Below are 24,498 nucleotides of genomic sequence, written 5' to 3'. Positions count from 1 at the left end.
TCGGCGCCAGCCCCGGACGGTCACGCGAGCGGGTCCGTATCGGAGGCCTCGCTGTCCTCGTCCGAGATGGCCTCCTCTGTGCCCGAATCCGTTTCCTCTGTGTTCTCCTCCTGTGACACAGACTCCTCGGCGGAGTCTCCAGCCTCAGAGGAAAAGAGTTCGTCAGCGCCGCTATCGTCTGTCTGTGGCTCGCTCACCGGTGTGTCATCGTCAGTGTCGCCAAAGCCGTCGGTAGATTCGTCCGCGCCAGCGCCGGTGAATCCGTCGGAATCGCCGTTTTTCACGCTGTCGACCGGACTGGCGTCCTCAGCCCCATCCGACGAGATAGTTGGGTTGTCCTCGATTACGTCTGCCATCGTCTCAGTTCCGTCTGTGTGGTCGTCCGCATCGGGAGAATCAGTGTCGTCCGGCGGCGCCTCTGTCTCAACTGCCACGTCGTCCTCGTCGTCGGCCGACGGCTGGCGGTCCGGTCCCGCCTCGTCGCTGTCGCCGAAGGCTATCTCTTCGGCCGTCCGTTCCTCGGTACTCGGCGAGTCGTCGGCGAACGACTCCGTCTCGTCGTCTTGGTCGGCGGTCTCGGCCGCGGCGGCACCCGCGGATTCGTCGGCTGTCGGTCCAGTCTCTGGCGGTGTCTCGTCGCTTCCAGCGTCTGTGGTCGTGGGCTCGACAGCCACAGAGTCACTCGGTGCTGTCACGCGGTCGGGCACGTCAGCCGCACCGGGAACGGTCGACTCCGACCCGAACGAGCGGGCGGTCTGTTCGCCCGGCGACGGGCCGACCGGCTCGACTCGGCGCTGTTGTCGTGTTTGCTGTTGGTCCGGCGACCCCTCCGGTGTGGGCGCAGACTGCAGGTCGTCCGGGATACCGCGTGTGACGGCATCCGCAAGCAGCTTGTACGTCAGGCCGAGCGTGCCGGTCACCCAGACGATAACGCCGAGCGCAGCGAGTACCACGCCACCGAGCAGTTCGGGCGACGAGAGTTCCTCGGTGACGGAGCCATCGAGCACGATAGGACCGGCAAGTGCGCCACCCAGCGCCATCCCCCCACCACCCAGGACGACGACGACCAGAAGATACGCGAACAATTTGAACCCGTAAGTCAGACTCTCTGAAACGTCGACAGTTGTCATATCCGATGCATCGAGAACGACGACTAAATAAATTCCGACGGCTGGGACTCCCGGTCACCCGTCGATGACGGTGCCAGCCGCTCCGCGCTCGAAAAACGTCTCTATGTCGTCCAGCTCGAAAATCGACGCGGGAACATCGAGGTCGAGTAGCTGTCGGACCTTGTGTGCCATGCCGCCGGTCACGTCGGTCGCCTCGCTCCCACCAAGTGCCGGCGCAACGTCCTCGTAGGCCTCTATCCGGTCAATGACCTCGCCGGCTGTGTCGAGGACGCCGGGGACCGTCGAGCAGAGCCCGACGTGGTCGGCCGAAAGCGAGCGGGCAAGCGAAACGACGATGTCGTCGCCGCTGAGTATCGTCCCCCCGCGCCCACTGTCGACGACAACGTCGCCGTGGGCGACCGGAGTAAATCCCTCATCGAGCATCGCTGCGACCGAGCCAGCCGGGAAGTCGAGGTGCTCTCGGTTGCGGTGTGCAACCGACAGCGGTCGAACAGGAAGGGCGTCGACGCCGCGGTCCTGTAACGCGTCGACGACCGTCTCGTTTAGCTCGCCCATTGCGCGGTGAATCGCCGTCAGTCCGCGGGCGTCTGTCGTCCCGTCAGTACTGGAGACGCCGTGTTCGGCGGCGTGGTGGTGGCCGAAACTCCCGCCGCCGTGGACGATGACGAGCCGACTATCAGCCGAGCGGACGGCTTCGACGGCGTCACACGCGCGTGCAAGCGAGTCGTCGTCGACAGCCTCGCGCTGGTCTTTGTGTGTGATGACGCTCCCGCCGAGTTTGAGGACAGTCAGTTGGGTACTCACGGGGAGTCACTCCGTTTCGACGCGGACGCCGTCGGTGTCGAGTTCGGCGCGAAACGCCTCCTCACAGCCCGGCGTGTACTCCAGTGCAGTCAACGTCTCGGGCGTCTCGTCGAGCGCGACGATACAGCCGCCACCGCCTGCCCCTGTCAGCTTCGCGCCGAGACCGTCGGCGTTGCGTGCCGCCCAAACCATCGAATCCAGCGTCCGCGAGGAGACACCGAGCGCCGACAACAGCCCGTGGTTGAAATCCATCAGCTTCCCGATTTCCGTGACGTTCTCGGCAGCGAGTGCCCGTTCACCCCGTCTGACGACATCGCCGATGGCCTCGACGGTGTCTGCGGCGAAGTCGTACTGGTCTCGGAGGTCTCGGACACCCGCCACAAGCGCACCCGTATCTCCCGCGCCGCCGTCGTAACCGATTACAAACGGGAGGTCGGGCGAGTCGATAGGCTGGCAGTCCTCGCCCTCGACCCGGACCGCGCCGCCCATGGTCGAACAGAATGTATCTGCACGGGATGCCTGTCCGTTCTGGACAGTGTTTTCGACCTGGTAGGCTCGCTCGGCGATTTCCTCGCTGGGGAGTTCGACGCCGAGTTCGCGCGTCCCGGCCTCGATTGCCGCGGCGGCGACGGCAGCCGACGAGCCGAGTCCAGCGCCAAGTGGAATCTCGCTTTCGATGGTGATGTCGAACCCCGCGTCGGGAGCGTCGGCGGCGTCTCTGACCTGTGCGACGGCCTCGTCGACGTAGCCCATCGCCGCCTCGACCAGCGAATCCGGGGCGTCGATGTCCGGACGGTTGTTGCTGTCACCATCGTACTCGACGGTAAACCCGGAAAGCGAGAGGTCGTCCGCTCGAATCCGCAACCCCCCCTCGCGCTCGTGTGCGGTCACGCTCGCACGCAGTCCGATTGCACACGGGACCGCTGGCTCACCGTAGACGACCGCGTGCTCCCCGAAGAGATACACCTTGCCGGGGGCGCTTGCAGTTACCATGCCTCCACCTCTGAGAGCGAGCCTGTTTTACATATCGGTTTACGTGTCGGCCACGAGACACCCAGAACCGCAGTCACACCCGCTCGATGAGCGTCGCAATCCCCTGGCCGAAGCCGATACACATCGTAGCGAGGCCATACTGGCCGTTACACTCGGCAAGCTGGTAGGGGAGTTTGCCGAGCAGCGCCGCGCCGGTCGCGCCGAGGGGGTGGCCGTGCGCGATGGCCCCGCCCCAGACGTTCGTCCGCTCCCAGTCGGCACCAGTTTCTGCCAGCCACGCGGTCACGACCGGCGCGAACGCCTCGTTAACCTCGAAGCGGTCGATATCCCCGACGGCGAGGCCGTTCTCGTCGAGGATCGTCTTCGTCGCCGGTATCGGGCCCGTCAGCATCGTCGTCGGGTCGACGCCGACGACGTGGGTGTCGACGACGCGAGCCAGTGGCTCCCAACCGTGTTCCTCACAGGCCTCGCCAGAGGCGACAAGCACGCCAGCAGCGCCGTCGACGATACCGGAGGCGTTGCCCGCGTGGACGACGCCCTCCCCGTCCTCGCGGACGAGAAGCGGTAGCTCTCCGAGTGTCTCCAGGTCCGTCCCCGGACGCGGATGCCCGTCCTCCTCGACCGTGACTGCCTCGCCGTCGACGGTCGTTTCGACAGGGACGACCTGTTCGTCGTAGGCACCGGCGTCGGCGGCCTCGCCCCACCGGCGCTGTGAGTCGACCGCTATCTGGTCGACCGCCTCGCGGTCGTGGCCGTATTCGTCGGCGATGCGTTCGGCCCCCTCTCCCTGCGTGGTCAACTCGTCAAAATGCTCGAAGTACGTTTCGGTGACGATGCCCTCGTCGGCGTAGTGTTGGCCGTCGGTGTCTACGTCGCTGGCCAGCGGGACCCTCGTCATGTGTTCGACGCCGCCGGCGACGAGTACGTCCGACAGCCCGCCTCGAATCTCGGCAGCGGCGAAGTTGACCGCCTGCTGGCCAGAGCCACACATCCGGTTCAACTGGACGCCGGGAATCTCCTCGCCCCAGCCGGCCACCAGAGAGGCGACACGGCCGATGTTCAGCCCCTGCTCGCCGACCGGTGAGACACAGCCGTAGATGACATCCTCGACGCGGTCGCCGCGGGCGAGGTCGTTTCGCCTATCGAGCGCGCAGAGCGGTTCGGCGGCCAGGTCCTGTGGGTGTGTGTCCCTGAACGCGCCGCCCTGCTTGCCGAATGGAGTTCGGACGGCGTCGACGATGTACGCATCGGGCATAGGTACAGAAAACAGGCTCTGGCTCTTTATTGCTCGGGTTACTCGTCGTCGAGAAACGCCCCAACGCCGTCCTCGTGGGCCTGTGACCCGTAGGCCTGTATCTGTAACATCGTCTCGTGGTCGAGTGCGTCGTCCCACCCGTGGCCGAGGTTGTCGTGAATCGCCTGCTTTGCGAGTGCGATGGTTTCGGTCGGTCGGTCCGCGAGCGTCTCCAGAAGCGTCGAGACGCGCCTGTCGAGGTCATCGGCCTCGACTGCCTCGGTTATCAGTCCGAGCTCGGCCGCCTCGCTGGCATCGAAGTACTCACCCGTGAACGCGAGTCGCTTTGCCGCCCTGAGTCCAACCAGCTTCGGCAAGAGATACGAGCCGCCGGTGTCGGGAATCAGGCCGACGTGGACGAACGCACAGCCGAAGGTTGCGCCCTCGACGGCGTAGGCGAAATCCGACAGCGCCGTCACCGCCAGCCCCGCGCCGACGGCATCGCCGTTGATTTTCGCGACGACCGGAACGGGACAGTCGAACAGTTCCTCGGCGACCCGGCCGTAGGTCCGGTTGTACCGCTCGTAGGCCTCGCGTGGCCGTTCCTCTCGTTCGGCCATTGCTTCGATGTCGCCGCCGGCGCTGAAGGCCTCGCCCTCGCCGGTCAGGACGACCGCGTCGTGTGTCTCGGGGTCGGCTTCGGCTACCGCGTCCGCGAGTGCAGCCGCTTCCCCGCCGTTGAACGCGTTCATCGACTCCGGCCGGTCGAACGTGACAGAGAGAATCCCGTCTTCCGTGGTGGATTGCATACCGGGGGTTGTAGTCGGGGCGTCTTAACTGTGGAGTTCGATGCGGGCGTAATCGACGTGAGTTCCGGACATTCGAGCGGAACGTATTTACTGATTCTGTGAAACACATGAGTATGGCATACAGTTACGAGCCACACCACTGGGAAGACTTCGAAGTTGGCCAGACGTTCGAGACAGTCGGTCGAACCGTCACCGAGTCGGATTTCACGCTGCACTCGATGTTTACCGGTGACTGGACAGAACTCCACAGCAACGCCGAGTACGCCGAGGATGGCCCGTTCGGTGCGCGCGTGGCTCACGGGCCGATGACGTTCACGCTGGCGACCGGTTTCGTCTACCGCTCCGGTATCGTCGAACGGACCGTCTACGCGTTCCTCGGGATGAACTACATGGACGTCAACGAGCCAGTGTTCATGGACGACACCATCTCGATGGAGATGGAGGTCACCGACAAAAAGGAGATAGACAGCGTCGAGGACGCCGACATGGTTACTATCGACACGGTCGTCACGAATCAGGACGACGTTGCGGTCTTCGAGGGCGACATGAAGTTCCTCATCTACAACCGCGACGCCAAGGAGTGACTACCCCTCGCCGGATTCGACCGTGATGTGAACCAGACCGACGGCCGCGATGTACGCTTCGGTCTCGGGAAGTGACTGCTGGACCGTCGCGTTGTAGCGGTCGACGCCCTCGTTGTACGTCTCGTATCCCCCGTCGCCGCTCGCGATCTGTTCGCTTCCGCTCTTGAGGTACTCGATTGCCGACTGCATCGAATCGACAAACGAGCGTTCCCTGTCGAGTAACTCGACGAGGCGGTCCCGGTCAGCGGGTTCGAACGTGCTCAGTTCGCTGGCGGTCTCGGCGGCTGACTCGACCAGTTCGCTCGCGGTCTGGTAGTGTTCGCCGGCGGTTTCGTACCTGCCCGCGGCCGTCTCGTAGTCCTCGTCGTCGGCGTCGTCGAAGGCGGCCGACAGGACTTCCGCGGCGTCGTTGTACTCTGTAATCCACTGTTTGCGCAGGTCGAGAATCTCCCGGCGCTGTTCGTACTCTGGATACCGCGCTTCGACCGAGTTGTCCATGATGGTTGCTGGCTCGTCGTCGTGGCCAAGCCCGAGGACGTGGCCCAACTCGTGTTTGATGACCGTCCGGTACAGCCAGTCGCTCGCGTCCGGAGCCAGACGCACCTCTGCCGGGAGAGACTCCTCGCTCCCGGCGGTGAGGTAAGTCGCACAGCCGGCGAATTTACCGCTGTCGTGGGTGCCACACTCCTCGATAGCCGGGACCTCGGAGACGAGGATAGCTGGCTCCTCGGCGTCGGCCTGGTATTCCAGTGTCGTCGTGTATTCGAGATACTGCGGATGGGTGTCGTTCCAGAACGCAGTCGCCTCCCGGAGTAACCGTTCGAGTCTGTCGCGGTCGGCCTCGACGCGCTCGACGGTTACTGTCGCCGTCCGGTCGGCCAGCGGGTGTGTCCCGGGCGTCGCCGTCTCGTCGTCTGTCGCCCTGTCCGCCGAGGACTCCCCGGTCGTCGTCTCCTGTGTTGGTTTCTCCTCGCCCGAGCCGCCGTTTTCGAACGACTCCAGACAGCCGGCTGCCACAACTGTGCCAGCAGCGACCAGAATCCCTCTCCGTGACCGCCTCGGTCCGTCTGTCCGACCCATTGTACACGGGTAATTAATCGCAAGGGAAAACAGTATCGCGCGGAAGGCCACCACGTGCGCCGCGCTTTTTGCTATCAACACCCATGATAAACTGTGACGAGTATAAGTAAGACGTATATCGAGAACCGCGAGCGAGTCCAGCCAAACGACACGAACAACCACGCGACAGCCCACGGCGGAAACGTCGTGAAGTGGATGGACGAGGTGGGCGCAATGAGCGCGATGCGACACGCCGGTGCGAGCTGTGTTACGGCACACATCAGCGACCTGGATTTCCGTCGGCCGGTCCCCCAGGGCGACACCTGCGTCATCGAGTCCTACGCCTACGAGACGGGGCAAAGTAGCATCCGCGTCCGTGTTCAGGTCTACCGCGAGAATCCACGCACCGGCGAACGCGAGCAGACTACCGACTCCTATTTCGTCTTTGTCGCCGTCGACCAGGAGCAATCGCCGGTCACGGTACCGGAGTTGACCGCCAACTCAGAGCGGTGTCGAGAGCTCAGAGACGCGGCTCTCGACGGCGAGGGAGACGTCTGAGCGTCAGTCTTCGAGCGCCGCGGTCGTCTCGCGGAACAGGCCGTCCAGAATCTCGGGCGTCGTCGGATGGTATGCCCGGTCTGGCACGTCACGGACATCGACGCCGAGTTCGACGATGACCTGAAGCGTCTTCGCCATCACGTCGGCGTGATAATGCAGTCCCTGATAGCCCAGCACGGTGCCGTCGTTCGCGTCGACGACGAGCGTCGCCAGACCGTCAGGAACGTCTTTTGTCTTGAATACACCGTCGTCAGATGCCCGTCGCGTCGCCGTGACAACCTTGTGTCCGGCCGCCCGTGCTGAGTCCACGGTGTGTCCAACTCGGGCAAAGGGGTAGACACCGAGCCCGGAGAAGATGACGTGATGATGGACGTTCTCGTAGGATTCGAGCGCTCTGCCAGCGTCGTGTGCCAGGATGTTGTCGGCGGCCTGGAAGGCCTGTTCTTTGGCGACGTGGAGAATCGGCTCTTTCATGTTCACGTCGCCAACGACGAACACCCGCTCGTCGTCGGTCGCCTGCATCGTGTCCTCGACCCACCAGCCGTCGGTGTTGAGGCGTGTGTTGTCGAGCCCGAGTCCATCGAGCGACGGCCGGCGACCGGTGAAACAGAACAACTGGTCTGCCTCGACGACTTCCTCGGTCCCGTCTTCGCCCTGCAGATAGAGCCGGACGCCACCGTCGTCGGTCGGTTCGAGACGCTGTTCGTGGACGTTCGTCGGAATCTCGATATCGAAATCCTCGCGGTAAATATCGAGTAACGCCTGGCCGAACTCCGGCGGTGCCTCGTCGATTGGCTGGGCATCGTGTTCGATTGCCGTAATATCCATTCCGGCGGCTTCCGCGAGATAGGGAGCCATCTCCAGACCGACATACCCTAGCCCGAGGACGATGCCCGAGTCCGGGAAAGTCGTCGCGTCGAGTACGTCCGCGCTGGTCATGTAGTCGACGTCATCGATACCCGGAATGTCGGGGATGTTGACCGACGAGCCGGTTGCGACGACGACGTAATCGGGCTCGATTGTCTCGCCGCCGGCCTCGATGACCCGGTCGTCGACGAACAGGGCGGTGTCGTGGATGAACGTCACGTCCTCGCGTCCGGCGTAGTCGTGGATAGAATCGCGGCGGTGGCCAGCCCACCCGAGCGTGTGGTCGTTTTTCCGCTCAACGACGCTGTCGAGGTCGACATCCGGGAGGTCACCGACGAGACGGTCGTCGTGGCGTGCCTGGTAACGGTGTGCTCCCGCCGAGAGAACCTCCTTCGACGGCATACACCCACGGAGGATACAGAGTCCGCCGCCGGGGTCACCGTCGTCGATAAGCGTCAACTCGACGTTCGGTTCGTCGACGAGTTCACCCGCGGCGGCTGCGCCTGCGCTCCCGTACGCGCCGATGATTGCAACGTGGATGCTCATACCCCCGTCTTTGCTGGCACACCAATAACCCTACCGGGTCCGTGCCCGCGACTCGGACGGCCACCGGGCGCGAGTCTAGGCCCGAGGGCAGCAAGCGCCGCCGGCGCGGTGGGCCTACAGGTCGAGGATTTCCGAGAAACTCTCGCCGGTGCGGAAGGCAATCGAGCTGTCGAGGTCGTCGGCGTCGAGTGCGACGAGTAGCATCTCCTCGTCGGGGTTGGTAATAGACACGGTTTCGGTGGCACTGCTGTGGCCGTCGATCTCAGTGTCGTCCAGTTCGATAGTAGCCTCGTACTCGCCTTCCTCAGTCCAGACATCCGGGTAAAACTCCATGTTTCCCTGCTCTTCTTCGCCGGCCGCATCCGAGGAGACGAGGTCGAACTGCTCGTCGAGGACGACCGCTCCGTCAGCCCCGACGATTTCGAGGCGGCCGCTGACGGGGCCGTCCGTGCCGTTGAGGACGTTGACCGCTTCGAGGGCCTGCTCGCCAATCCAGTCGAGGACCGTCGAGCAGCCAGCGACCGCCGTCACCGCCGCTGTGGTCGCTCCAGCGAGAACGTCGCGACGGGACAGCCCCGAGATAGGCTGGTCGAACATGCGAGGAGAAACATCCCAGTCAGAAATAAGAGTAGCCCGGCGTTTCTGACAGAGAGACGACAGCCAGTGTGTCGGCCGCCGGTCAGTCGCGCTCGAACAGCGCGTAGTGGGCGATACCGTGTGCCGAGCGACCGTCTCGAAGGTCGCCGGCTTCGAGGTCGTCGAGAAGGGAAGCAAACGAGGCCTGTGTCACCTCGATGGACTCGTTCTCGTCGAGGTCTTGTGTGGCAGTCGCCTCGCAATCGCGGGCAACGTAGTAGTGAAAGACAGCATCGGAGAAGCCGTTGGCCGGTTCGACTGTCGACAGGTGTTCGATGTCGTCGGTCTCGTGGCCGGTCTCCTCGCGGAGTTCGCGATGTACAGCCGTCTCGGGCATCTCGCCGGGTTCGAGATTGCCGGCCGGGAGCGCACGGTTGCGGCGTCCGACAGCGTGTCGCCACTCCTCGATGAGCACCACGTCACCCTCGGGGGTAAATGGCAGGATGACCACACTCTCCGAGGACGAGAGATAGTCGAACTCGCTGGTCTCGCCGTCGGGCAACTGGACTGTGTCGTTGACGACATCGAAGCCGCCACAGGAGTAGGCGACACTCGATTCGAGCGTCTCCCAGGAAAGGTCAGTCATACGGCTAGTTCGTCGTGGCCCGTAGAAAGGGCTACGGTACCTGTCTGGCGGTTGTCAGTCGATGCTGTGGATGTCTGTCGAACCACACTCCGGACACTGAGTGATGGTTCCGAGCGACGGATGTGTCGTCGTCTCCCACGCCCCGTCGTCAGCCGACGCCTCGAACCGGCACTCGAAACACTGTTTTGGCCGTTGACCGGTCTCTGACGCCATACATGTCACTACAACGGCATCCAATAAAACAGTTATCGCGGGTGTCGGTCACTCCGCGGTGTCGTCCATCTCGTCTTCCTCGTAGGATTCCTCGTAGCGCTCCATCGACATCTCGTGGCCCTCTTTCGCCAGGGCGAGCGTCTCCTGGAGGTCCGTGATCGGCGTCTCGCTGGCGTCGACCCGGATATCGTTGTAGGCGGGGTCAAGCGGGTGGTCCTGCGTGTCACAGACGACGACCGCGGCGCTCTGGACGTGTAGTTCCTCGCGTTTGTCTCCGCCTTCAGCGTGGCCGGCGGCAAGCGCGTCGGCCAGTCGGAACGCAAGCGGGCGGTCCTCGTCACGGCTCTCCTCGTATGCGGTGGCCGTCGCCTCGACGACCGACTCGCCGGTGAGTAGATTCCCCGCAACGGTGTAGTTCTCGCCGACGGTGTGTCCGTACCAGTCTTTGCACTCCTCGCCCGAGAAGGCGAATTCGCCGTCTGTGTCGACGCCGTGGAGTTGGCGCTGTGGTGCCCCGTCGTCGGCGTTCAACAGCGCCTCCAGCGCGTCCTCGACGGCGAGGCCGTCCGCCAGATACTCGATGCCGGTTCGCCCGAGGTCGACGTTGACGAGACTCTGTGTCGCGACTGCGCCGTGTTCGTTGGCGAACGGACAGAGCGTGCCGACGCCGGCCAGTCGGGTCGTCACCGCGACGCCGAAGCGGTAGTGCTCCGTTCCCTCGTCTTCGTACTGCTCGCGCACGCAGATACTGAAGGTCATACGCTGTTTATCGGGCGACGGTCGCATAATTCTCCCGGTAGGTGTTACGCTCGAATCAAGTCACTGAAAGAGAGGGAACCAGGCCACGAGTGAGGCCTGCGGTGTGGACGGGCATCAATCCAGAGAACGGTCTTCCGGAGGAACGTGTGCCGGTCGGCGAGTCTATGCCCTATCGAGACGGGCTTGCAGCGAGACATCCCTGCGAGCCACGAACCAGAGGCCGGCACCCAACACGGCGAGGACCAGACCGAGAATCGCGTAATACCCCCACAGCGCGCCGTTGAAGTTGACGCCAGACGTGCTGCCGACGTAGCCAGCACTGAACCCGGCCATCAGGAGACCACCGGCCAACAGCATAACGGCACCGAACGGCTTCCACGGGTGAAGGTACGTCTTGAGAGGTTCGAGTGGATGCATATCTACAGATTAGCAGGAAACCCCCTATAAACCAACCCTATAAAACGGGGGTGATTGAAAAAGGCCGACCGGCGTAGCGTCGAGAAACTGCTGACGAGCAGCTAGATGTTGAACAGGACGAGGACGCCGAACAGAGAGATGCCCACGCCGAAAACACGGGTGAGCTGGACCTTCCACTCTGCCGGTTCGACCGCGGACGACGAGCGTTTGCTCCCGATGGCGTCGATTTGCTCTTCGAACCGTGCAACCTCGTAGGGCCAGATGGCACCGGCGGCCCCGATTGCGATGATGAGGGCTCCGAGTACGGGGTTTGCCATAGCTTTCCTTCAGAGCAATCTGTTGAGTATTTTCCGGTGGTCGGCGGGGCGTTTTTGATGCTGGCTTTCGGATTACTGGTATGACCATGCTGTTCGTAAGCGCTAGAGCGGGTCCTGACTGGGGTGTGGCGTGATGAGCGAGCGCCTCGAACAAAGAGGAGAGTCTGTCACCCCTGACGAAGGCCGGGAAACTGAGAGCCGAGCCCCCGCGCTGGCCGTCGACGGCGTCTCGAAGACGTTCGGAGACGGCGAGGACGCTGTCACGGCCGTCGATGACGTGTCTTTCGATATTGAATCCGGCTCGATTGTCGGCCTGCTCGGTCCGAACGGCGCGGGGAAAACGACACTCATCAAGTCGATTCTCGGCATGGTCCTGCCGGACGAGGGAACGGTTCGGCTGAACGGTATCGATATCCGCGAGCGGCCGAGAGCGGCCTACGCACAGGTCGACGCGATGCTCGAAGGGGCGCGAAACGACTACTGGCGGCTGACTGTCCGGGAGAACCTCCGGTACTTTTCGACGGTAGCAGGCGTCGACCCGGACGCTGTCGCCAACCAGCACCAGCGACTGCTCGAACAGCTCGAACTCACAGACAAGGCAGACACGGCAGTCAGGGACCTTTCACGAGGGATGAAACAGAAAGTGTCACTGGCGAGCGTACTGGCCGGCGGCGCGAGTATCGTCTTCCTCGACGAGCCGACGCTCGGCCTCGACGTCGAGAGTTCGCGGACGCTCCAGACCGAACTGCGGCGTCTCGCCACCGAACAGGATATCACAGTCGTTCTGTCGAGCCACGACATGGACGTCATCGAGACGGTGTGTGACCGCGTGCTTATCATGTCCGACGGCACTTTCGTCGCTGACGACAGCGTCGAAGAACTGCTCCGGAGTACCGACGTGTACGGCGTCCGTGTCGTCAGCAGTGACTTCGACGACGACCTCCTCTCCGCGTTACAGAACGCATTCGAGGTTCGGAGCGTCGAGCGGCTCTCACCCGGAGCACGCGTCGAAGTCGAAACCGAGGGAGACGGCATCTACGAGCTGATGGACTGGCTCCGCACACGCGATGTGACGCCCGAACGCGTCAGGACAGTCGAGCCGGGACTCGAAGACCTCTTTCTCGATTTGACCGACCGGGCTGTCCAGCCCACAGGAGGGAGTCTCGAATGAGTGCCAGCCAGTCGCCGGCCGAGAGTCGACGGACGGCGGGTTACCCAAAGCTCATCAAGGCAGTGCTCTACCGCGAGTACCTCATTTTCGTCCGCTATCCCGCCAACGCTATCGGCGGTATCTTCATCTCACTGTTTTTTTTCGGTGTCCTCTTTTTCGGCGGGCAGGTGCTCAGCGGGCAGGCGCTCGATGACTCGCTCGAGGGGATTATCGTCGGCTACTTCCTGTGGACGCTCTCGCTTGGAGCCTACCAGTCTATCTCGAACGACATCGGGAGCGAAGTCCAGTGGGGCACCCTCGAGCGTCACATCATGACGCCGTTTGGATTCGCACCAGTGGCGCTGTTGAAAGGCGCCGCGAAGGTCGTCCGGACGTTCATCACCTCGGTAGTTGTGCTCGGCGTGATGCTGTTGTTGACCGGAACGACACTTGCGCTGAACGTCCTCACCACGGTCGTTATCGCGACACTGAGCGTGCTGTCGGTGCTCGGTCTCGGCTTTGCCGCGGGCGGTATCACGGTGCTGTATAAGCGTATCGGGAACTGGCTGAACCTCCTGCAGTTTCTGTTTATCCCGCTCATCTCCGCGCCGATATTCGAGCAGCCGCTGTTGCGAATCCTGCCGCTCGCACACGGGAGCGGACTGCTTCAGCGGGCGATGGTCGACGGGACGCGGCTGTGGCAGTTCTCTGCAGTCGAGCTCGCGACGCTGGTGGCGGTTGCCTTCGGCTACCTGTTTGGCGGGTACATTATCTTCCAGTATGCAACCAGGCGAGCGCGGCGGCTTGGCGTCCTCGGTGACTACTGACCGGCTACGCCGTCCGTCGCTCTGTCCAGAGCTCTGCGAACTTTCGAATGACTTGGCGTGACGCCGTCGCGCAGACGAAATACCAGACAATCCACGTCGCCATCGGGCCGAGCAGCGCCTGCTGCCAGGTCACCTCGCCGGCGAGGGGGACAACGAGGCCAGTCTCGTCAGTCCCGAGATGACCGTCCCTGACCTTCCAGCGTAGCCACAGAAAGATGGGAATTGTCAGGAGCATAATCCAGACCGTCGCGCGGAACTGGAGTTTCATCATGCCAAGCTGGTCGCCGGCGGCCTCGCGTTGTTTCTCCTGAAGCTGTTCGAGCGCGTCGTCGTCGTCGCGGTCTCTGGCCTCCCGGCGGTACTCTCGCAGCGTCTGCATGCGGTCGCGGTACTGCTGGAGCTTGTCTCGGTCGACGAGCCGCAACTGGAGCGCGGTCGAGTAAAATCCAGTGGCGACAGCGAGCGCCAGCACGACGAGATAAAACGGAGCGGCGCCGAGAAGCGAGTCGACGACCGTGTTCTCGACGGACGCGATGGCGTCGCGCACGTCGCTGCTCCAGTAGCCGGTGAACAGGAGCAACGCGAACCCGCCTGCTGTCTTGTCGTACACCGACCACGAGACCGGTTCGACCTCTGGCAGTTCGAAGTCGGCGAGCAACGGTTCCTGGTCGCTCTCCGCTGGCTCTGGTGGGTCGTCGACGACATCGTAGTCGGCGAGCTGGTCGTGAACTCGTTCGGGCTCCGCGAGGGCAAATCCATCGCCACTGCCGACGAGCACACCAGCGTCGAGAAGACGGCCCCACTGAGAGCCCGTTATTTCGTCGCTCACGTCGCTCCAGTCGATTTCGTCGGCTCCCCCGTCGGACCGGTCGAAGACGACAGCGACCGCGTCCCGCATCGCGGAGTCGGCGAGGAGCGTATCGAGCTGTTCGGCGGGCATTCAATCCGATAGATGGATGACGTGCCGTTATCAATCCTTTGCTCGGAGCGGTCTCCGCTGGGGTCGGCTCGGCGTCGAACCGGGACCTCACCGCTCGAAATAGAGGTGGTGGTGCTCCCGACAGCCCGGATTGAAGGCTGTCCCACAGGCCGGACAGTTATCCTCACAGTCGAGGTAGGCCTCGACGGTCAACGCCTCACGACAGGCACCACACAGCACGGCTGGCTCGTCGAAGCGGTCCGTCGGCCACTGTTCGGGCTCGTGGTCAGTCGCCTCGGCGTGACACGCATAACAGGGGTAGTAGGCCTCACAGCAGGCAAACCGAAGCGCTACCACGTCCACCGCGTCATCCCAGTGACGACAGCGCGTCTCCGGGTCGACAGCGACACCGCGGAGCGGTACCTCGAAGCGGTCGTCCGTCTCGGGTGCAGTCGTCGTTCGTGTCGTGGAGTGGGCCACTACTTGATGCGTCAATTTGGACAATCATTTAACTACCGCCTGGGAAGACCAGCGTATGACAGCGCCGAAACTTCTCATCATGGGACCGCCGGGCGCAGGGAAAGGCACACAGAGCAGCAACATCGCCGAGACATACGGCGTCGAGCACGTCACGACTGGCGACGCACTGCGTGCCAACAAGCAGATGGACATCAGCGACATGGACACCGAGTACGACACTCCCGCCGAGTACATGGACGCGGGCGACCTCGTGCCCGACGAGGTCGTCAACGCAATTGTCGAGAAGGCGCTGAACGATGCCGACGGATTCGTCCTCGACGGCTATCCGCGCAACCCCGCCCAGGCCGACGAGCTCGAAGGGATGACCGACCTGGATGTCGTTTTGGCCGTCTCGGTCGGACGCGAGGAGCTGCTCACGCGCTTGACCGGTCGTCGCGTCTGTGACGACTGTGGCACTAATTATCACATCGAGTACGACCAGCCCGACCAAGAGGGCGTCTGTGACGGCTGTGGTGGCGAACTCATCCAGCGAGAGGACGACACCCGCGAAGCCGCCGAAAACCGTCTGGATGTCTACGAGGAGAACACCGAGCCGGTCATCGAGCGCTACCGCGACCACGACGGATTCGTCGAAGTCGACGGCGAGCAGTCCCCCGACGAGGTCTGGGCGGACATTCAGCAGGCCATCGACAACCACACGGCCTGACTGTCGGCACGAACCGGGAGATACAAACCTCATGACTGTTGAGTACACTATCAACAGACGATGCCACGAACAGCACAGAAGGTAGACGAACTCGCCGACGAAGGCGAGCACATGACCGACGCGCTCGCGACGGTCCTCGACGTCGCCGAGGAGCAGGGGACCGTCAGCTGGTCGGACGTGAGCGACGAGATGACCTCGGGCGAGTGGGGTCGCCTCATCGAGAAGGGTGTGCTCGTCGACGCAGACGGCAACGGATTCGTCATCGACGACCCCGAGGGGACCCGGGACGCGCTCGACGAGGCCGACCCGACGGCGATGACCGATAGCGTCGACTTCTCGTTTACCACCTACGACAAGATGGCGGTCGCGACGGTGTTCGTGATGATGATTGGCTACGCGGTCAACCCCGTCCGCACACTCGTCGGGCAGACCCTGAACATCGTACTCGGACCGCTCGAATCCGTCCTCCCGTTTTACCTGGTCATTCTCGTGTTGGCCGTCCTGACGGGACTGTTCTCCGCGCTCGTTCAGGACAACCTGATGAACGCCGAAATCATGGCGGGCTATCGGGAACAGACACAGAAGCTCAAAGAGCGCCGCGAGAAGGCAAAAGAGCGCGGCGACGACGAGGAACTCCAGAAGATTCAGGAAGAGCAGATGGCGATGATGAGCGAGAACCTCGACGTGTTCAAAGCCCAGTTCCGCCCGATGATCTGGATTATGTCGTTTACAATTCCGGTCTTCCTCTGGATGTACTGGATTGTTCGCGACCTGGGTGTCACCGTCGCCTCCCCGGTCATCGTCTACCCGCTCGCCGGTGAGGTGAGTTCCTGGACGACCGGCATCCTCGGACCCATCGAGGCCTGGATTGTCTGGTACGCGCTCATCTCGATGAGCTTCGGTCAGGTGATGCGGAAGGCCCTAAACGTCCAGACGTCGCCGTCAGGATAGACGAGCTATTTTTACCGGACCGGTTTGAACCCCCGAAATTGTGTCTGTACGTCTATAGACACAGAAACAGCCGGTAGCGTAGACAGAAGTCGGTATCCGCGAATCGAGCAAGCGACTGTCAGTCGTCGTCGGCGGTCAACGCCTGCTCGTCGGGGTCCCGGCCCGCGCGCGGTCCGTCGAGGTCGACATCGGGCAACAAGTCACGGAGGTACTTCCCGGTATACGAGTCCTCGGTCCGGGCCACCTCCTCAGGCGTACCAGCCGCGACGACCTGGCCGCCGTTCTCGCCGCCTTCGGGGCCGAGGTCGACGATGTGGTCGGCGTTTTTCACGAGGTCGAGTTCGTGCTCGATGACGACGACCGTGTTGCCGTCGTCGGTCAGGCGGTGCAGTACGTCGACGAGTTTGCGCTCGTCTTCGGGGTGGAGTCCCGTGGTCGGCTCGTCGAGCAGGTACAGCGTGTCGCCGGTGTCTTTTTTCCCCAACTCCTCGGCGAGTTTGACCCGCTGGGCCTCACCGCCCGAAAGTGTCGTCGACGGCTGTCCGAGGCGCATGTAACCGAGGCCGACATCTTTCAGGAGCTTCAGCCGGCGACGCAGTTGGCTGTGGCTCTCGAAGAAGTCGTAGGCCTCGTCGACGCTCATATCGAGCACGTCCGAGATGGTCTTGCCCTTGAACGTCACGTCCAGGGTCTCGTCGTTGTAGCGCGCGCCGCCACACTCCTCGCAGGGGACGTACACGTCTGAGAGGAAGTTCATCTCGATTTTGACGGTGCCCTGGCCGCCACACTCCTCACAGCGGCCGCCTTTGACGTTGAACGAGAACCGCCCCTTCTCGTAGCCCCGCTGTTTGGCGAGTTCCGTCTCGGCGAACAGCTCGCGGACGAAATCGAAGACGTTCGTGTAGGTCGCGGGATTCGAGCGCGGCGTCCGTCCGATTGGCGACTGGTCGATGAGCCGTACCGTCTCGATTTCGTCCAGCCCCTCGATTGCGTCGTGCTCGCCGGGGTCGACGCTCGTGTTGTCGTTCATCTCGCGGGCCAGCCCCTTGTAGAGCACGTCGTGCATCAGCGTCGACTTCCCCGAGCCCGAGACGCCCGTGATGGCGGTGAAACAGCCGGCCGGTAGCTCGATATCGAGGTCGTCGAGGTTGTGCTGGCGCGCGCCCCGGACGACGAGTTCGCCGTCGCGCTCGCGGCGGCTCTCGGGGACCGGTATCGCCTTCTCGCCGCCGAGGTAGTCGCCGGTGACCGACTCCTCGCTGTCGAGGACATCCTCGAACGAGCCGTTGACGACGACCTCGCCGCCGCGTTTGCCCGGCCCCGGTCCCATGTCGATGATGTTGTCCGCCCGGCGCATCGTCTCGGTGTCGTGTTCGACGACGAGCAGCGTGTTCCCCAGGTCTCGTAGCTCTTCGAGCGTGTCGAGCAGGCGGTCGTTGTCGCGCTGGTGGAGCCCAATCGAGGGCTCGTCGAGCACGTACAACACCCCGACGAGTCCGGAGCCAATCTGTGTCGCCAGGCGGATGCGCTGGCTCTCACCGCCCGACAGCGTCGATGCTTCGCGGTCGAGGGTGAGATAGTCGAGTCCGACCTCGCACATAAACCCCAGCCGAGCGCGAATCTCTTTGAGAATCTCCGAGGCGATTTTCGTCTGGCGCTCGTCGAGGTTCGCCTCCATCCCCTCGAAGTGTTCCAGGGCATCGCCGATTGACATCTCGCTGACCGCGGTGATAGAGACGCCGTCGAGGAGGACGGCCCGCGACTCGGGTTTGAGTCGGGTCCCCTCACACTCGGGGCAGGTGGTGACGGCCATGTACTCCTCAATGTGTTCGCGTGCGCGGTCGCTGTCTGTCTCGACGTGGCGGCGTTCGAGGTTCGGAATGACGCCCTCGAAGCGCTCGGTCTTCTCGCGGGTGCCGTTTTTCGTTTCCCACTCGAAGTGGACCTGCTCGTCGGTGCCATAGAGGAACTGCCGTCGAATCGACTCATCGAGCTCCTCGAAGGGGGTCTCGAGCGAGATACCGAAGTGCTCGGCGACGTTGTCGAGTTGCCGGGAGTAGTAGGTGCGGTTGTAGCTCCAGGGTTCGAAGACGTGTTTGAGCGGCTTCGAGGGGTCCGTGACGACGAGGTCTTCGCTCACCTCTTTTGTCGAGCCGAGTCCCTCGCACTCGGGACAGGCACCGTGGGGACTGTTAAAGGAAAACGACCGCGTCTCGATTTCGCTGATGTCGATGTGACAGTGCATGCAGGCGAGTTCCTCGGAGAACTCGACGACGAGACGGTCCCGATCTGTCTCGTCCGTCTCGGCTTCGTCGGCCAGGTCGCCCGTCGAGCGGGCGCGCGAGCCACCCACATCGAGGTCGTCGGGTGGGTCGGGGAAGATGACCTTCAGCAGGCCCTCGGCTTCGTCGAGGGCCGTCTCGACGGAGTCGGTGATGCGCGAGCGCTCGTCCTCGGAGACCTTCACGCGGTCGACCACGACGTCGACGGTGTGGTCGTAGTTCTCGTCGAGGTCGGGCCGCTCGACAGTGAGGTCGTATCGGTCGCTGTCGACTTCGACCCGAGTGTATCCCTCGCCGACGAGGTCGTCGAACAGGTCCTCGAAGGCACCCTTCTGGTCGCGGACGACCGGCGCACAGAGTTTCGCGCGCGTCCCTTCGGGTGCCTGCATGAGCCGTCGGACCATCTGCTGGGCGCTCTGGTCGTCGACTTCGCGTCCACACTCCGGACAGTGTGGTGTCCCCACGCGGGCATAGAGCAGTCGGAGGTAGTCGTGTAGCTCCGTGACCGTGCCCACGGTCGAGCGTGGGTTGTTGGCGGCGTTTTTCTGGTCGATGGAGATGGCCGGCGAGAGCCCCTCGACGTTCTCGACCTGGGGTTTGTCCATCTGTCCCAGGAAGTTCCGGGCGTAGGCCGACAGCGACTCGATGTAGCGGCGCTGTCCCTCCGCGTAGACCGTCTCGAAGGCGAGCGACGATTTGCCCGACCCCGACAGCCCCGTGACGACCGTTAGCTCCTCGCGCGGTATCTCCACGTCGATGTCCTTGAGATTGTGTTGTTCGGCCCCACGAACCTCGATGTAGTCGCGGCTCATTCGTTATCCGTGTGATTGTCTGTGGAAGTGAAACGCTGTCGGTTCACCTTCGCCCCGAGACAGCCGGGAGTGTCGGCGAGGGTGAACGCCGCCGTACAGATAGTCGGCGAGCAAACAGACGACGTTGATACCGCGAGAAACAGGAGGATACCTGCGTGTGCGTCGCCCGCGACGAACAACGGGACGTACAAGAACGGAAGGGCGACAGCAATCCAGAACGCGGTCCATCGAATGCCAGCGCGGACGCCAGAGACCAAGGCGGCGACGCGGAGGGGTGGACGTGACTGGAGGGGCACGTGTTCACGGAGGAGGACGGACGGCCAGAACCTAACCGTCAGTCAGACGCACACGTCACAGCTTTTCGACATGATGAGAAATTCGAGGTCTGTTCCGTCGATGGCACGGGTTTCAGTCTCGACGACACGGTAGTTCGGGCCGCGATAGAACTCCCGTGCGTCGAGCGAGGACACGAGCGTCAGTTCGGCGATACCGCCCATGCTGGCTCTGGATTCGAGCTGTTGTACCGGCGAGGTAGCGATGCCTTGGCGGCTGTGCTCTGGGAGAACGAAGACGGCGTCGATGCGCTCGTCTAAGCGGTTGAGAACGCCGTATCCGACTGTCTCGCCGTCGGCTTCGGCGACGATAACGTCGAACGTCTCGCTGTCGATAGCGCGTCGAAAGTCAGAGATAGCGCCGCTTTCGGGCATCCACGCCGCCAACTCGGCGGTAGTGTACTCGTCGGTCTCGACGGCATTGATTGCGCTGTGTTTGGTCGACCAGAGGACTCTGGCGTCGTTCGTCTCGGCTTCACGGAACCGGGCGGTCGCCATCACGCGGCGGTTCGTCGGGGACATATAAGACCGTTAGCCGGCCGCTCTCATTATCTGAAACAGAGCGGACCTGTTTTATTACTCTGTGAAAAATACTGGAATATGCGACGACGGAAGTTTCTCTACGTTGCTGGTACCGCCGCACTGGCCGGCTGTCTCGGGGGCGACGACGACTCGGAGACCCCAACGGCAACGATAACGCCGACTGCAACAGCGACGGCGACGCCGACGCCAGCCGAGACACCGACACCAGAAGAGACACAAACGCCAGAAGAGACGCCGACGCCCGAGGAACCAGAAGATGTCGTCGAGGCGGGCAAGCAGGTCGTCGACGATATGAACGCCGGCGCGTTCCCGCAGGCGCTCGGGCGGTTCCGGTCAGACCTCCAGCGACGGCTTTCTGCCGGACAACTCGAACACATCTGGCTCGGCTACACTGCTGTCGGCGGCCAGTTCCAGGGAGTCGTCGAGAGTGAGGAGACCGTCCAGGGTGGGTTCGACGCTGTCGACCTGACGCTCGGATTCGAGCGTGGGGACCACGTCCTTCGAGTCATCGTCGACAGCGCAGAGGGGAACGCAGTTATCAGTATCCTCGTAAACGACACCTACGAACGGCCGGACTACGTCGACACCGCCGCGTTCAGCGCCCGAGATACCCAGGTCGAAACGGAAGACTGTCTCTTGGACGCGACGCTGACGGTCCCCGACGATGAGGAAAGCGTTCCTGGCGTCGTCCTCGTCCACGGCAGTGACCCGCCTGCCGTCGGCGGTGCGGATAAAGACCTGACCGCAGGTGGGTCGAAGATCTTCAAGGACATGGCAGAGGGACTCGCCAGTCAGGGGGTCGCTGTACTCCGGTACGACCGCCGCTCGCATGGCTGTCCGAACTCGCTGTCTGCATCGGAATGGACGCTCGACGCCATCACTGTCGACGACCCACTCGTGGCGGTAGACCAGCTCCGGGGTGTTGATGGGGTCGACTCCGACCGGGTGGTCGTCGCCGGCCACAGCCTCGGAGGACTCGCAGCGCCACGGATTGCAAAGCGCGACGGGAATCTCGGGGGTATCGCGATGCTGGCCGGTCCCGCTCGGGACTTCTACGAGATATTCCTCGAGCAGTTCAAGCACCTCGCCACCCTCGGCGAATACGAGTGGGAACAGATGGCTACCATCTACGAGCGCTGGCAGAGCCGCATCGACCGCATCCGGAACGGCGACTACAACGACGGCGATATCGTCCTCGATTACCCGGGGGCGCTCTGGCGCACAGTCGACGAATACGACCAGATTGGGACGGCAAAAGAGATCGAGACGCCCACGTTCGTCTTGCAGGGTGAACGAGACTACCAGGTCTCCCCGGAGAAAGACTTCGGCCGCTGGCAGGAGGAACTCGCGGAGCGACAGAACACGACGTTCAAGCTGTACGACGGGCTGGGCCACACGTTCCAGTACGGCGAGGGGCCGTCCACCCGGTCGGAGTACGCCCTCTCGAATCCGGTTTCAGAGACCGTCATCGAGGACCTTGCTTCCTGGACAGCCTCGCTGTGATGGCAACCGGCCCGTGCTGTGAGGCCGGTCAGTAGCGTACTCTGAGTGACAGCATCCGGCGCAACACTAACCTTGGTCCAAGCCAAACTGTGTCCATGCACGGTATCGGCGAGCAGCCGGAGTGGCCGTCTGAGGACCCCCAGTCGGATTCCGAGCCGAGTGCGGGCAGACCGTTGTTTTTCGTTCTCGGCATCCTCGTACCGCTCGTCTTGATGGTGATGACACAGCTCGGACAGGCCCTGTTAGCAGTCGGCGGCGGTGGATACGTACTCGCGTTTCTGCTCGCGTCGGTTCAGTTTTTCTCGCCGCTATTTAGCGTCGGCCTGGCCGGAGCCCTCATCTGGATGTCGCTCGACAGAGCAACGGCCGACCGCGAGTCACTTGGCGAGCCGTTCGAGATTCTGGAGACCCGGTATCTCGACGGCGAACTCGATATCGACGAGTACGAGCGGCGTCTCGACCGTCTGTTCAACCACGACGTTCCGACAGCACCCCCAGCTGTCGATGCCGTTGCCTGCCAGTACGCCCGTGGTGAGATAGACGACGATGACCTGACGAAACGGCTCGAGTCCGCTCACACGATGTCGACCGAAGCCGAGCGTGCACAGGCAGCTGCCGGAGAGGCGGCCGTCCCAGATAGTTCGTCCGAGACGAACACAGGGGAGCGGGGCGCTATTGCCCGCCTCCGCTACCGGTACGCCGAAGGCGACCTCACCGAAGCGGAGTACAAACGGCGGTTGGCCGTGCTTCGGGAGACCGAGCGCGAGCGGAACTGAGTAACCACCGACGACGAGACAGCAGACGCCGACAGATTGTGGTGTGCTCTCACGAGACCCCAACCGACAAGCAACACCGGCGAGACTGTTCGAGGACAGGCATGAAAACAACAGTCAGAACGAACTTCGACGAGAGTGCCGGAGCGTACGCCGCCTACGAAGCAGCGACCGGCCAGTTCTCAACGCTCGCGGCGCGATTGGCCACGGAAATGGCAGACCGAGACGACGGCTCACTCGGGTGCCTGCTGGACGCGGGTGCTGGCACGGGTGCAAGCGCCACGCCGCTCGAATCGAAAAGCGAAACCGTCGTTCCACTGGACATGAGTCGGGCAATGCTCGCCCAGCATCCGTCCGCCCGACGGGTGCAGGGCGATTTCGACGCCCTCCCGTTTCCGGCCGGTAGCTTCGACGCGGTTGCCTTTACCGCCTCGTTGTTTCTCACCCCTTCGCCAGCGACCGCGCTCAGGGAGGCCCGTCGTGTCCTCTCTGACGGTGGCGTCGTCGGTGCTGTCGCTCCAGAAGGGTGGTATATCGACGGCACGGACGTATTCCAGCAGGTCGACCGCGAGTCGCGTTCGCCAAGCTCTACAACGGCAGTGCGCGAGGCGTTCGAGGAGACTGTCGACACTGTCTCGGGGACCTGGGGGCTGGAAGTCACCGCAGAGCAGCTCCGACAGTTCTATCAAATTCCCGCCGTCGCGGCACGGGTGTATCCGCGGCTGGCACCTGAGGCGCGTGTCGAGCGCGTCGAAACCCTCCTGGCCGACATAGATGGGACCGGAGAGCAGCGCTGGCGGTGGATGGTCGGCCAGTGAACGGCAACGCATGGCCACGGTCAGTCCATCGCTACCTTTGTGGGTTGGCCTGTGGCATCGGTTCCCCGGCGTTCAAAACGAGGGGGCGTCTTCCGGGTGTCGGAGGTCGATTTCGCTCGTGTGGACCGAGTCGGGCGCATCGACGAGACGTCCGAGGACCGTCGCAATGTCGTCGGGTGTCATCCATCGCTCGTGGTCCGGGAACTGCTCGTGGAGCGACGGTTTCGATATCCACCCGTCGACGATAACGTGGACCGCCTGAATGCCGTGACTCCCCAGGTCCGGGTCGGCGGCTATCGAGCGCGTCAGCCCACGGCACGCGTGTCTGGCTGTCGAATCGACTGTGTTCTCGGATGGCGTTCGCGAGGTACCAGAGTTGACGACGACGACTGTACCTCCGTCGTTATCACGCATGTCCGCCGTGGCTTCACTGACACACTCGAACAGGCCGTGGACTCGCACGTCGAGCGCACCGCGGAGTTGGTCGGGGTCCGTATCGAAGACGCCACCACCGCCGCCGCCTCCAAAGGCCGTGAACACGAGCCCGCCGACCGGCCCGAGTCGCTCGCGAAGACTCGCAAACGCGTCGGCGACCTCGGCACTGTCAGCCAAGTCAGTCGGAAACGCCGCCGCCCGCCCCGGTGTTGATTCGGAGAGGTCGGCTGCGAGGGTCGTTATGAACTCCGACGAGCGGGCAAGAAGTGCAACATCGTCACCGCTCTGTGCAAACACTCGGGCGACTGAGGAACCCAGCCCCTCGCCAACGCCTGCAATCACAATCGTGCGCGACATGGTAGGCTACCCTGGTGTAGCGAGATACTTAATACTCAAGTGACATGCTGGCCGGTCGTGCGCCGACGTGCCACGATGATTTATTATGGATAAATTAT

Annotated in this window: 28 protein-coding genes; 9 read left to right on the top strand and 19 right to left on the bottom strand. The window is 63.2% G+C overall.

The annotated features are described in order from the left end of the window. Positions 1–20: 20 nt before the first annotated feature. From BLR34_RS13375 to BLR34_RS13355, 5 genes are all read right to left on the bottom strand, one after another. A complete protein-coding gene (locus BLR34_RS13375) occupies positions 21–1,130 on the bottom strand; it encodes a midas domain-containing protein (RefSeq protein ID WP_092703873.1) in 1,110 nt (369 codons plus the stop codon). 54 nt (positions 1,131–1,184) lie between these two features. Then, a complete protein-coding gene (locus tag BLR34_RS13370; RefSeq protein WP_218120891.1) occupies positions 1,185–1,934 on the bottom strand; it encodes an isopentenyl phosphate kinase in 750 nt (249 codons plus the stop codon). Positions 1,935–1,940: 6 nt separating this feature from the next. Continuing rightward, positions 1,941–2,927 (bottom strand): mevalonate kinase, encoded by a 987-nt coding sequence (mvk, locus tag BLR34_RS13365; RefSeq protein ID WP_092703871.1) that lies wholly within the window; start codon positions 2,925–2,927, stop codon positions 1,941–1,943. Between the two features lie 73 nt (positions 2,928–3,000). Further along, the gene (locus BLR34_RS13360) at positions 3,001–4,182 is read right to left on the bottom strand and encodes a thiolase family protein (RefSeq protein ID WP_092703870.1); all 1,182 of its coding nucleotides are present in this window, start codon (positions 4,180–4,182) and stop codon (positions 3,001–3,003) included. 38 nt (positions 4,183–4,220) lie between these two features. Beyond that, the gene (locus BLR34_RS13355; RefSeq protein WP_092703868.1) at positions 4,221–4,970 is read right to left on the bottom strand and encodes an enoyl-CoA hydratase/isomerase family protein; all 750 of its coding nucleotides are present in this window, start codon (positions 4,968–4,970) and stop codon (positions 4,221–4,223) included. A gap of 113 nt (positions 4,971–5,083) precedes the next feature. On the opposite strand from BLR34_RS13355, the gene BLR34_RS13350 reads away from it, so the two are divergent. Then, the gene (locus BLR34_RS13350) at positions 5,084–5,554 is read left to right on the top strand and encodes a MaoC/PaaZ C-terminal domain-containing protein (RefSeq protein ID WP_092703865.1); all 471 of its coding nucleotides are present in this window, start codon (positions 5,084–5,086) and stop codon (positions 5,552–5,554) included. Here BLR34_RS13350 and BLR34_RS13345 read toward each other — a convergent pair whose 3' ends face one another. After that, positions 5,555–6,634 carry a matrixin family metalloprotease gene (locus BLR34_RS13345; RefSeq protein ID WP_092703863.1) on the bottom strand — a complete coding sequence of 360 codons (1,080 nt, stop codon included), beginning with the start codon at positions 6,632–6,634 and terminating at the stop codon, positions 5,555–5,557. 93 nt (positions 6,635–6,727) lie between these two features. Between BLR34_RS13345 and BLR34_RS13340 the strand changes: the two genes are divergently transcribed. Next, the gene (locus tag BLR34_RS13340; protein WP_092703860.1) at positions 6,728–7,171 is read left to right on the top strand and encodes an acyl-CoA thioesterase; all 444 of its coding nucleotides are present in this window, start codon (positions 6,728–6,730) and stop codon (positions 7,169–7,171) included. A 3-nt stretch (positions 7,172–7,174) separates the two neighbouring features. Here the strand turns inward: BLR34_RS13340 and BLR34_RS13335 are convergent, their stop codons facing one another. From BLR34_RS13335 to BLR34_RS13310, 7 genes are all read right to left on the bottom strand, one after another. Then, positions 7,175–8,584, bottom strand: coding sequence for a dihydrolipoyl dehydrogenase family protein (locus tag BLR34_RS13335; RefSeq protein ID WP_092703858.1), 1,410 nt, complete (start codon positions 8,582–8,584; stop codon positions 7,175–7,177). Positions 8,585–8,698: 114 nt separating this feature from the next. Beyond that, a complete protein-coding gene (locus tag BLR34_RS13330) occupies positions 8,699–9,181 on the bottom strand; it encodes a hypothetical protein (protein WP_092703856.1) in 483 nt (160 codons plus the stop codon). Positions 9,182–9,263: 82 nt separating this feature from the next. After that, positions 9,264–9,806, bottom strand: coding sequence for an NUDIX hydrolase (locus BLR34_RS13325; protein ID WP_092703853.1), 543 nt, complete (start codon positions 9,804–9,806; stop codon positions 9,264–9,266). Positions 9,807–9,860: 54 nt separating this feature from the next. Further along, on the bottom strand, positions 9,861–10,019 hold the full coding sequence (locus BLR34_RS17075; RefSeq protein ID WP_176765327.1) for a hypothetical protein: 159 nt from the start codon (positions 10,017–10,019) through the stop codon (positions 9,861–9,863). A gap of 48 nt (positions 10,020–10,067) precedes the next feature. Then, positions 10,068–10,778, bottom strand: coding sequence for a DUF1028 domain-containing protein (locus tag BLR34_RS13320; protein ID WP_092703899.1), 711 nt, complete (start codon positions 10,776–10,778; stop codon positions 10,068–10,070). Between the two features lie 162 nt (positions 10,779–10,940). Then, positions 10,941–11,195 carry a hypothetical protein gene (locus tag BLR34_RS13315; protein ID WP_092703851.1) on the bottom strand — a complete coding sequence of 85 codons (255 nt, stop codon included), beginning with the start codon at positions 11,193–11,195 and terminating at the stop codon, positions 10,941–10,943. 101 nt (positions 11,196–11,296) lie between these two features. Next, positions 11,297–11,512: a DUF6199 family natural product biosynthesis protein gene (locus tag BLR34_RS13310; RefSeq protein WP_092703849.1), complete on the bottom strand. Its 216-nt coding sequence runs from the start codon at positions 11,510–11,512 to the stop codon at positions 11,297–11,299. A gap of 133 nt (positions 11,513–11,645) precedes the next feature. Here BLR34_RS13310 and BLR34_RS13305 point away from each other — a divergent pair, with 133 nt between their 5' ends. Both BLR34_RS13305 and BLR34_RS13300 read left to right on the top strand, forming a co-directional pair. Beyond that, the gene (locus BLR34_RS13305) at positions 11,646–12,683 is read left to right on the top strand and encodes an ABC transporter ATP-binding protein (RefSeq protein WP_092703847.1); all 1,038 of its coding nucleotides are present in this window, start codon (positions 11,646–11,648) and stop codon (positions 12,681–12,683) included. Beyond that, on the top strand, positions 12,680–13,489 hold the full coding sequence (locus BLR34_RS13300) for an ABC transporter permease (RefSeq protein WP_092703844.1): 810 nt from the start codon (positions 12,680–12,682) through the stop codon (positions 13,487–13,489). Before BLR34_RS13305 ends, BLR34_RS13300 begins: the two co-directional genes overlap by 4 nt. A 4-nt stretch (positions 13,490–13,493) precedes the next feature. Here the strand turns inward: BLR34_RS13300 and BLR34_RS13295 are convergent, their stop codons facing one another. Together BLR34_RS13295 and BLR34_RS13290 are read right to left on the bottom strand one after the other, a co-directional pair. After that, positions 13,494–14,429, bottom strand: coding sequence for a DUF106 domain-containing protein (locus BLR34_RS13295; protein WP_092703842.1), 936 nt, complete (start codon positions 14,427–14,429; stop codon positions 13,494–13,496). Between the two features lie 87 nt (positions 14,430–14,516). After that, positions 14,517–14,888: a CHY zinc finger protein gene (locus tag BLR34_RS13290; RefSeq protein WP_176765326.1), complete on the bottom strand. Its 372-nt coding sequence runs from the start codon at positions 14,886–14,888 to the stop codon at positions 14,517–14,519. A 55-nt stretch (positions 14,889–14,943) separates the two neighbouring features. On the opposite strand from BLR34_RS13290, the gene BLR34_RS13285 reads away from it, so the two are divergent. Further along, positions 14,944–15,594 carry an adenylate kinase gene (locus tag BLR34_RS13285; protein WP_092703839.1) on the top strand — a complete coding sequence of 217 codons (651 nt, stop codon included), beginning with the start codon at positions 14,944–14,946 and terminating at the stop codon, positions 15,592–15,594. Positions 15,595–15,654: 60 nt separating this feature from the next. Further along, positions 15,655–16,545 carry a DUF106 domain-containing protein gene (locus BLR34_RS13280; protein ID WP_092703837.1) on the top strand — a complete coding sequence of 297 codons (891 nt, stop codon included), beginning with the start codon at positions 15,655–15,657 and terminating at the stop codon, positions 16,543–16,545. Positions 16,546–16,663: 118 nt separating this feature from the next. On the opposite strand, the gene uvrA is transcribed toward BLR34_RS13280, so the two are convergent. The 3 genes from uvrA to BLR34_RS13265 are packed head-to-tail and all read right to left on the bottom strand — an operon-like array spanning position 16,664 to position 20,493. Continuing rightward, positions 16,664–19,639, bottom strand: a complete 2,976-nt coding sequence (gene uvrA, locus BLR34_RS13275; protein ID WP_092703835.1) for an excinuclease ABC subunit UvrA — start codon at positions 19,637–19,639, stop codon at positions 16,664–16,666. After that, entirely contained in the window at positions 19,636–19,935 is a 300-nt protein-coding gene (locus tag BLR34_RS13270) for a DUF8028 family protein (protein ID WP_092703833.1), read from the bottom strand. Before BLR34_RS13270 ends, uvrA begins: the two co-directional genes overlap by 4 nt. A 42-nt stretch (positions 19,936–19,977) precedes the next feature. After that, positions 19,978–20,493 carry a GNAT family N-acetyltransferase gene (locus BLR34_RS13265; protein ID WP_092703831.1) on the bottom strand — a complete coding sequence of 172 codons (516 nt, stop codon included), beginning with the start codon at positions 20,491–20,493 and terminating at the stop codon, positions 19,978–19,980. A gap of 78 nt (positions 20,494–20,571) precedes the next feature. Here BLR34_RS13265 and BLR34_RS13260 point away from each other — a divergent pair, with 78 nt between their 5' ends. From BLR34_RS13260 to BLR34_RS13250, 3 genes are all read left to right on the top strand, one after another. Beyond that, positions 20,572–22,017 carry an alpha/beta hydrolase gene (locus tag BLR34_RS13260; RefSeq protein WP_092703829.1) on the top strand — a complete coding sequence of 482 codons (1,446 nt, stop codon included), beginning with the start codon at positions 20,572–20,574 and terminating at the stop codon, positions 22,015–22,017. A gap of 95 nt (positions 22,018–22,112) precedes the next feature. Further along, a complete protein-coding gene (locus BLR34_RS17070) occupies positions 22,113–22,793 on the top strand; it encodes an SHOCT domain-containing protein (RefSeq protein ID WP_092703827.1) in 681 nt (226 codons plus the stop codon). A 101-nt stretch (positions 22,794–22,894) separates the two neighbouring features. Beyond that, entirely contained in the window at positions 22,895–23,608 is a 714-nt protein-coding gene (locus tag BLR34_RS13250; RefSeq protein ID WP_092703825.1) for a class I SAM-dependent methyltransferase, read from the top strand. Between the two features lie 72 nt (positions 23,609–23,680). On the opposite strand, the gene BLR34_RS13245 is transcribed toward BLR34_RS13250, so the two are convergent. Continuing rightward, positions 23,681–24,400, bottom strand: coding sequence for an SDR family oxidoreductase (locus tag BLR34_RS13245; protein WP_092703823.1), 720 nt, complete (start codon positions 24,398–24,400; stop codon positions 23,681–23,683). Positions 24,401–24,498 lie beyond the last annotated feature (98 nt).

Origin of the sequence: Halovenus aranensis (assembly GCF_900100385.1) — an archaeon.
In the GTDB taxonomy this organism is placed as follows: domain Archaea; phylum Halobacteriota; class Halobacteria; order Halobacteriales; family Haloarculaceae; genus Halovenus; species Halovenus aranensis.
Note: the sequence above shows the minus strand (reverse complement) of the source record. Positions and strands in the feature narration are given on the sequence as shown.

Bases quoted from the DNA above. Each gene is read 5' to 3' on its own strand.
- BLR34_RS13260 (WP_092703829.1), top strand. From the start codon at position 20,572: ATGCGACGACGGAAGTTTCTCTACGTTGCTGGTACCGCCGCACTGGCC.
- BLR34_RS17070 (WP_092703827.1), top strand. From the start codon at position 22,113: ATGCACGGTATCGGCGAGCAGCCGGAGTGGCCGTCTGAGGACCCCCAG.
- BLR34_RS13305 (WP_092703847.1), top strand. From the start codon at position 11,646: ATGAGCGAGCGCCTCGAACAAAGAGGAGAGTCTGTCACCCCTGACGAA.
- BLR34_RS17075 (WP_176765327.1), bottom strand. From the start codon at position 10,019: ATGGCGTCAGAGACCGGTCAACGGCCAAAACAGTGTTTCGAGTGCCGG.
- BLR34_RS13360 (WP_092703870.1), bottom strand. From the start codon at position 4,182: ATGCCCGATGCGTACATCGTCGACGCCGTCCGAACTCCATTCGGCAAG.
- BLR34_RS13280 (WP_092703837.1), top strand. From the start codon at position 15,655: ATGCCACGAACAGCACAGAAGGTAGACGAACTCGCCGACGAAGGCGAG.
- BLR34_RS13330 (WP_092703856.1), bottom strand. From the start codon at position 9,181: ATGTTCGACCAGCCTATCTCGGGGCTGTCCCGTCGCGACGTTCTCGCT.
- uvrA (WP_092703835.1), bottom strand. From the start codon at position 19,639: ATGAGCCGCGACTACATCGAGGTTCGTGGGGCCGAACAACACAATCTC.
- BLR34_RS13345 (WP_092703863.1), bottom strand. From the start codon at position 6,634: ATGGGTCGGACAGACGGACCGAGGCGGTCACGGAGAGGGATTCTGGTC.
- BLR34_RS13265 (WP_092703831.1), bottom strand. From the start codon at position 20,493: ATGTCCCCGACGAACCGCCGCGTGATGGCGACCGCCCGGTTCCGTGAA.
- BLR34_RS13335 (WP_092703858.1), bottom strand. From the start codon at position 8,584: ATGAGCATCCACGTTGCAATCATCGGCGCGTACGGGAGCGCAGGCGCA.
- BLR34_RS13325 (WP_092703853.1), bottom strand. From the start codon at position 9,806: ATGACTGACCTTTCCTGGGAGACGCTCGAATCGAGTGTCGCCTACTCC.
- BLR34_RS13285 (WP_092703839.1), top strand. From the start codon at position 14,944: ATGACAGCGCCGAAACTTCTCATCATGGGACCGCCGGGCGCAGGGAAA.
- BLR34_RS13320 (WP_092703899.1), bottom strand. From the start codon at position 10,778: ATGACCTTCAGTATCTGCGTGCGCGAGCAGTACGAAGACGAGGGAACG.
- BLR34_RS13295 (WP_092703842.1), bottom strand. From the start codon at position 14,429: ATGCCCGCCGAACAGCTCGATACGCTCCTCGCCGACTCCGCGATGCGG.
- BLR34_RS13315 (WP_092703851.1), bottom strand. From the start codon at position 11,195: ATGCATCCACTCGAACCTCTCAAGACGTACCTTCACCCGTGGAAGCCG.
- BLR34_RS13350 (WP_092703865.1), top strand. From the start codon at position 5,084: ATGGCATACAGTTACGAGCCACACCACTGGGAAGACTTCGAAGTTGGC.
- BLR34_RS13250 (WP_092703825.1), top strand. From the start codon at position 22,895: ATGAAAACAACAGTCAGAACGAACTTCGACGAGAGTGCCGGAGCGTAC.
- BLR34_RS13300 (WP_092703844.1), top strand. From the start codon at position 12,680: ATGAGTGCCAGCCAGTCGCCGGCCGAGAGTCGACGGACGGCGGGTTAC.
- BLR34_RS13245 (WP_092703823.1), bottom strand. From the start codon at position 24,400: ATGTCGCGCACGATTGTGATTGCAGGCGTTGGCGAGGGGCTGGGTTCC.
- BLR34_RS13355 (WP_092703868.1), bottom strand. From the start codon at position 4,970: ATGCAATCCACCACGGAAGACGGGATTCTCTCTGTCACGTTCGACCGG.
- mvk (WP_092703871.1), bottom strand. From the start codon at position 2,927: ATGGTAACTGCAAGCGCCCCCGGCAAGGTGTATCTCTTCGGGGAGCAC.
- BLR34_RS13310 (WP_092703849.1), bottom strand. From the start codon at position 11,512: ATGGCAAACCCCGTACTCGGAGCCCTCATCATCGCAATCGGGGCCGCC.
- BLR34_RS13375 (WP_092703873.1), bottom strand. From the start codon at position 1,130: ATGACAACTGTCGACGTTTCAGAGAGTCTGACTTACGGGTTCAAATTG.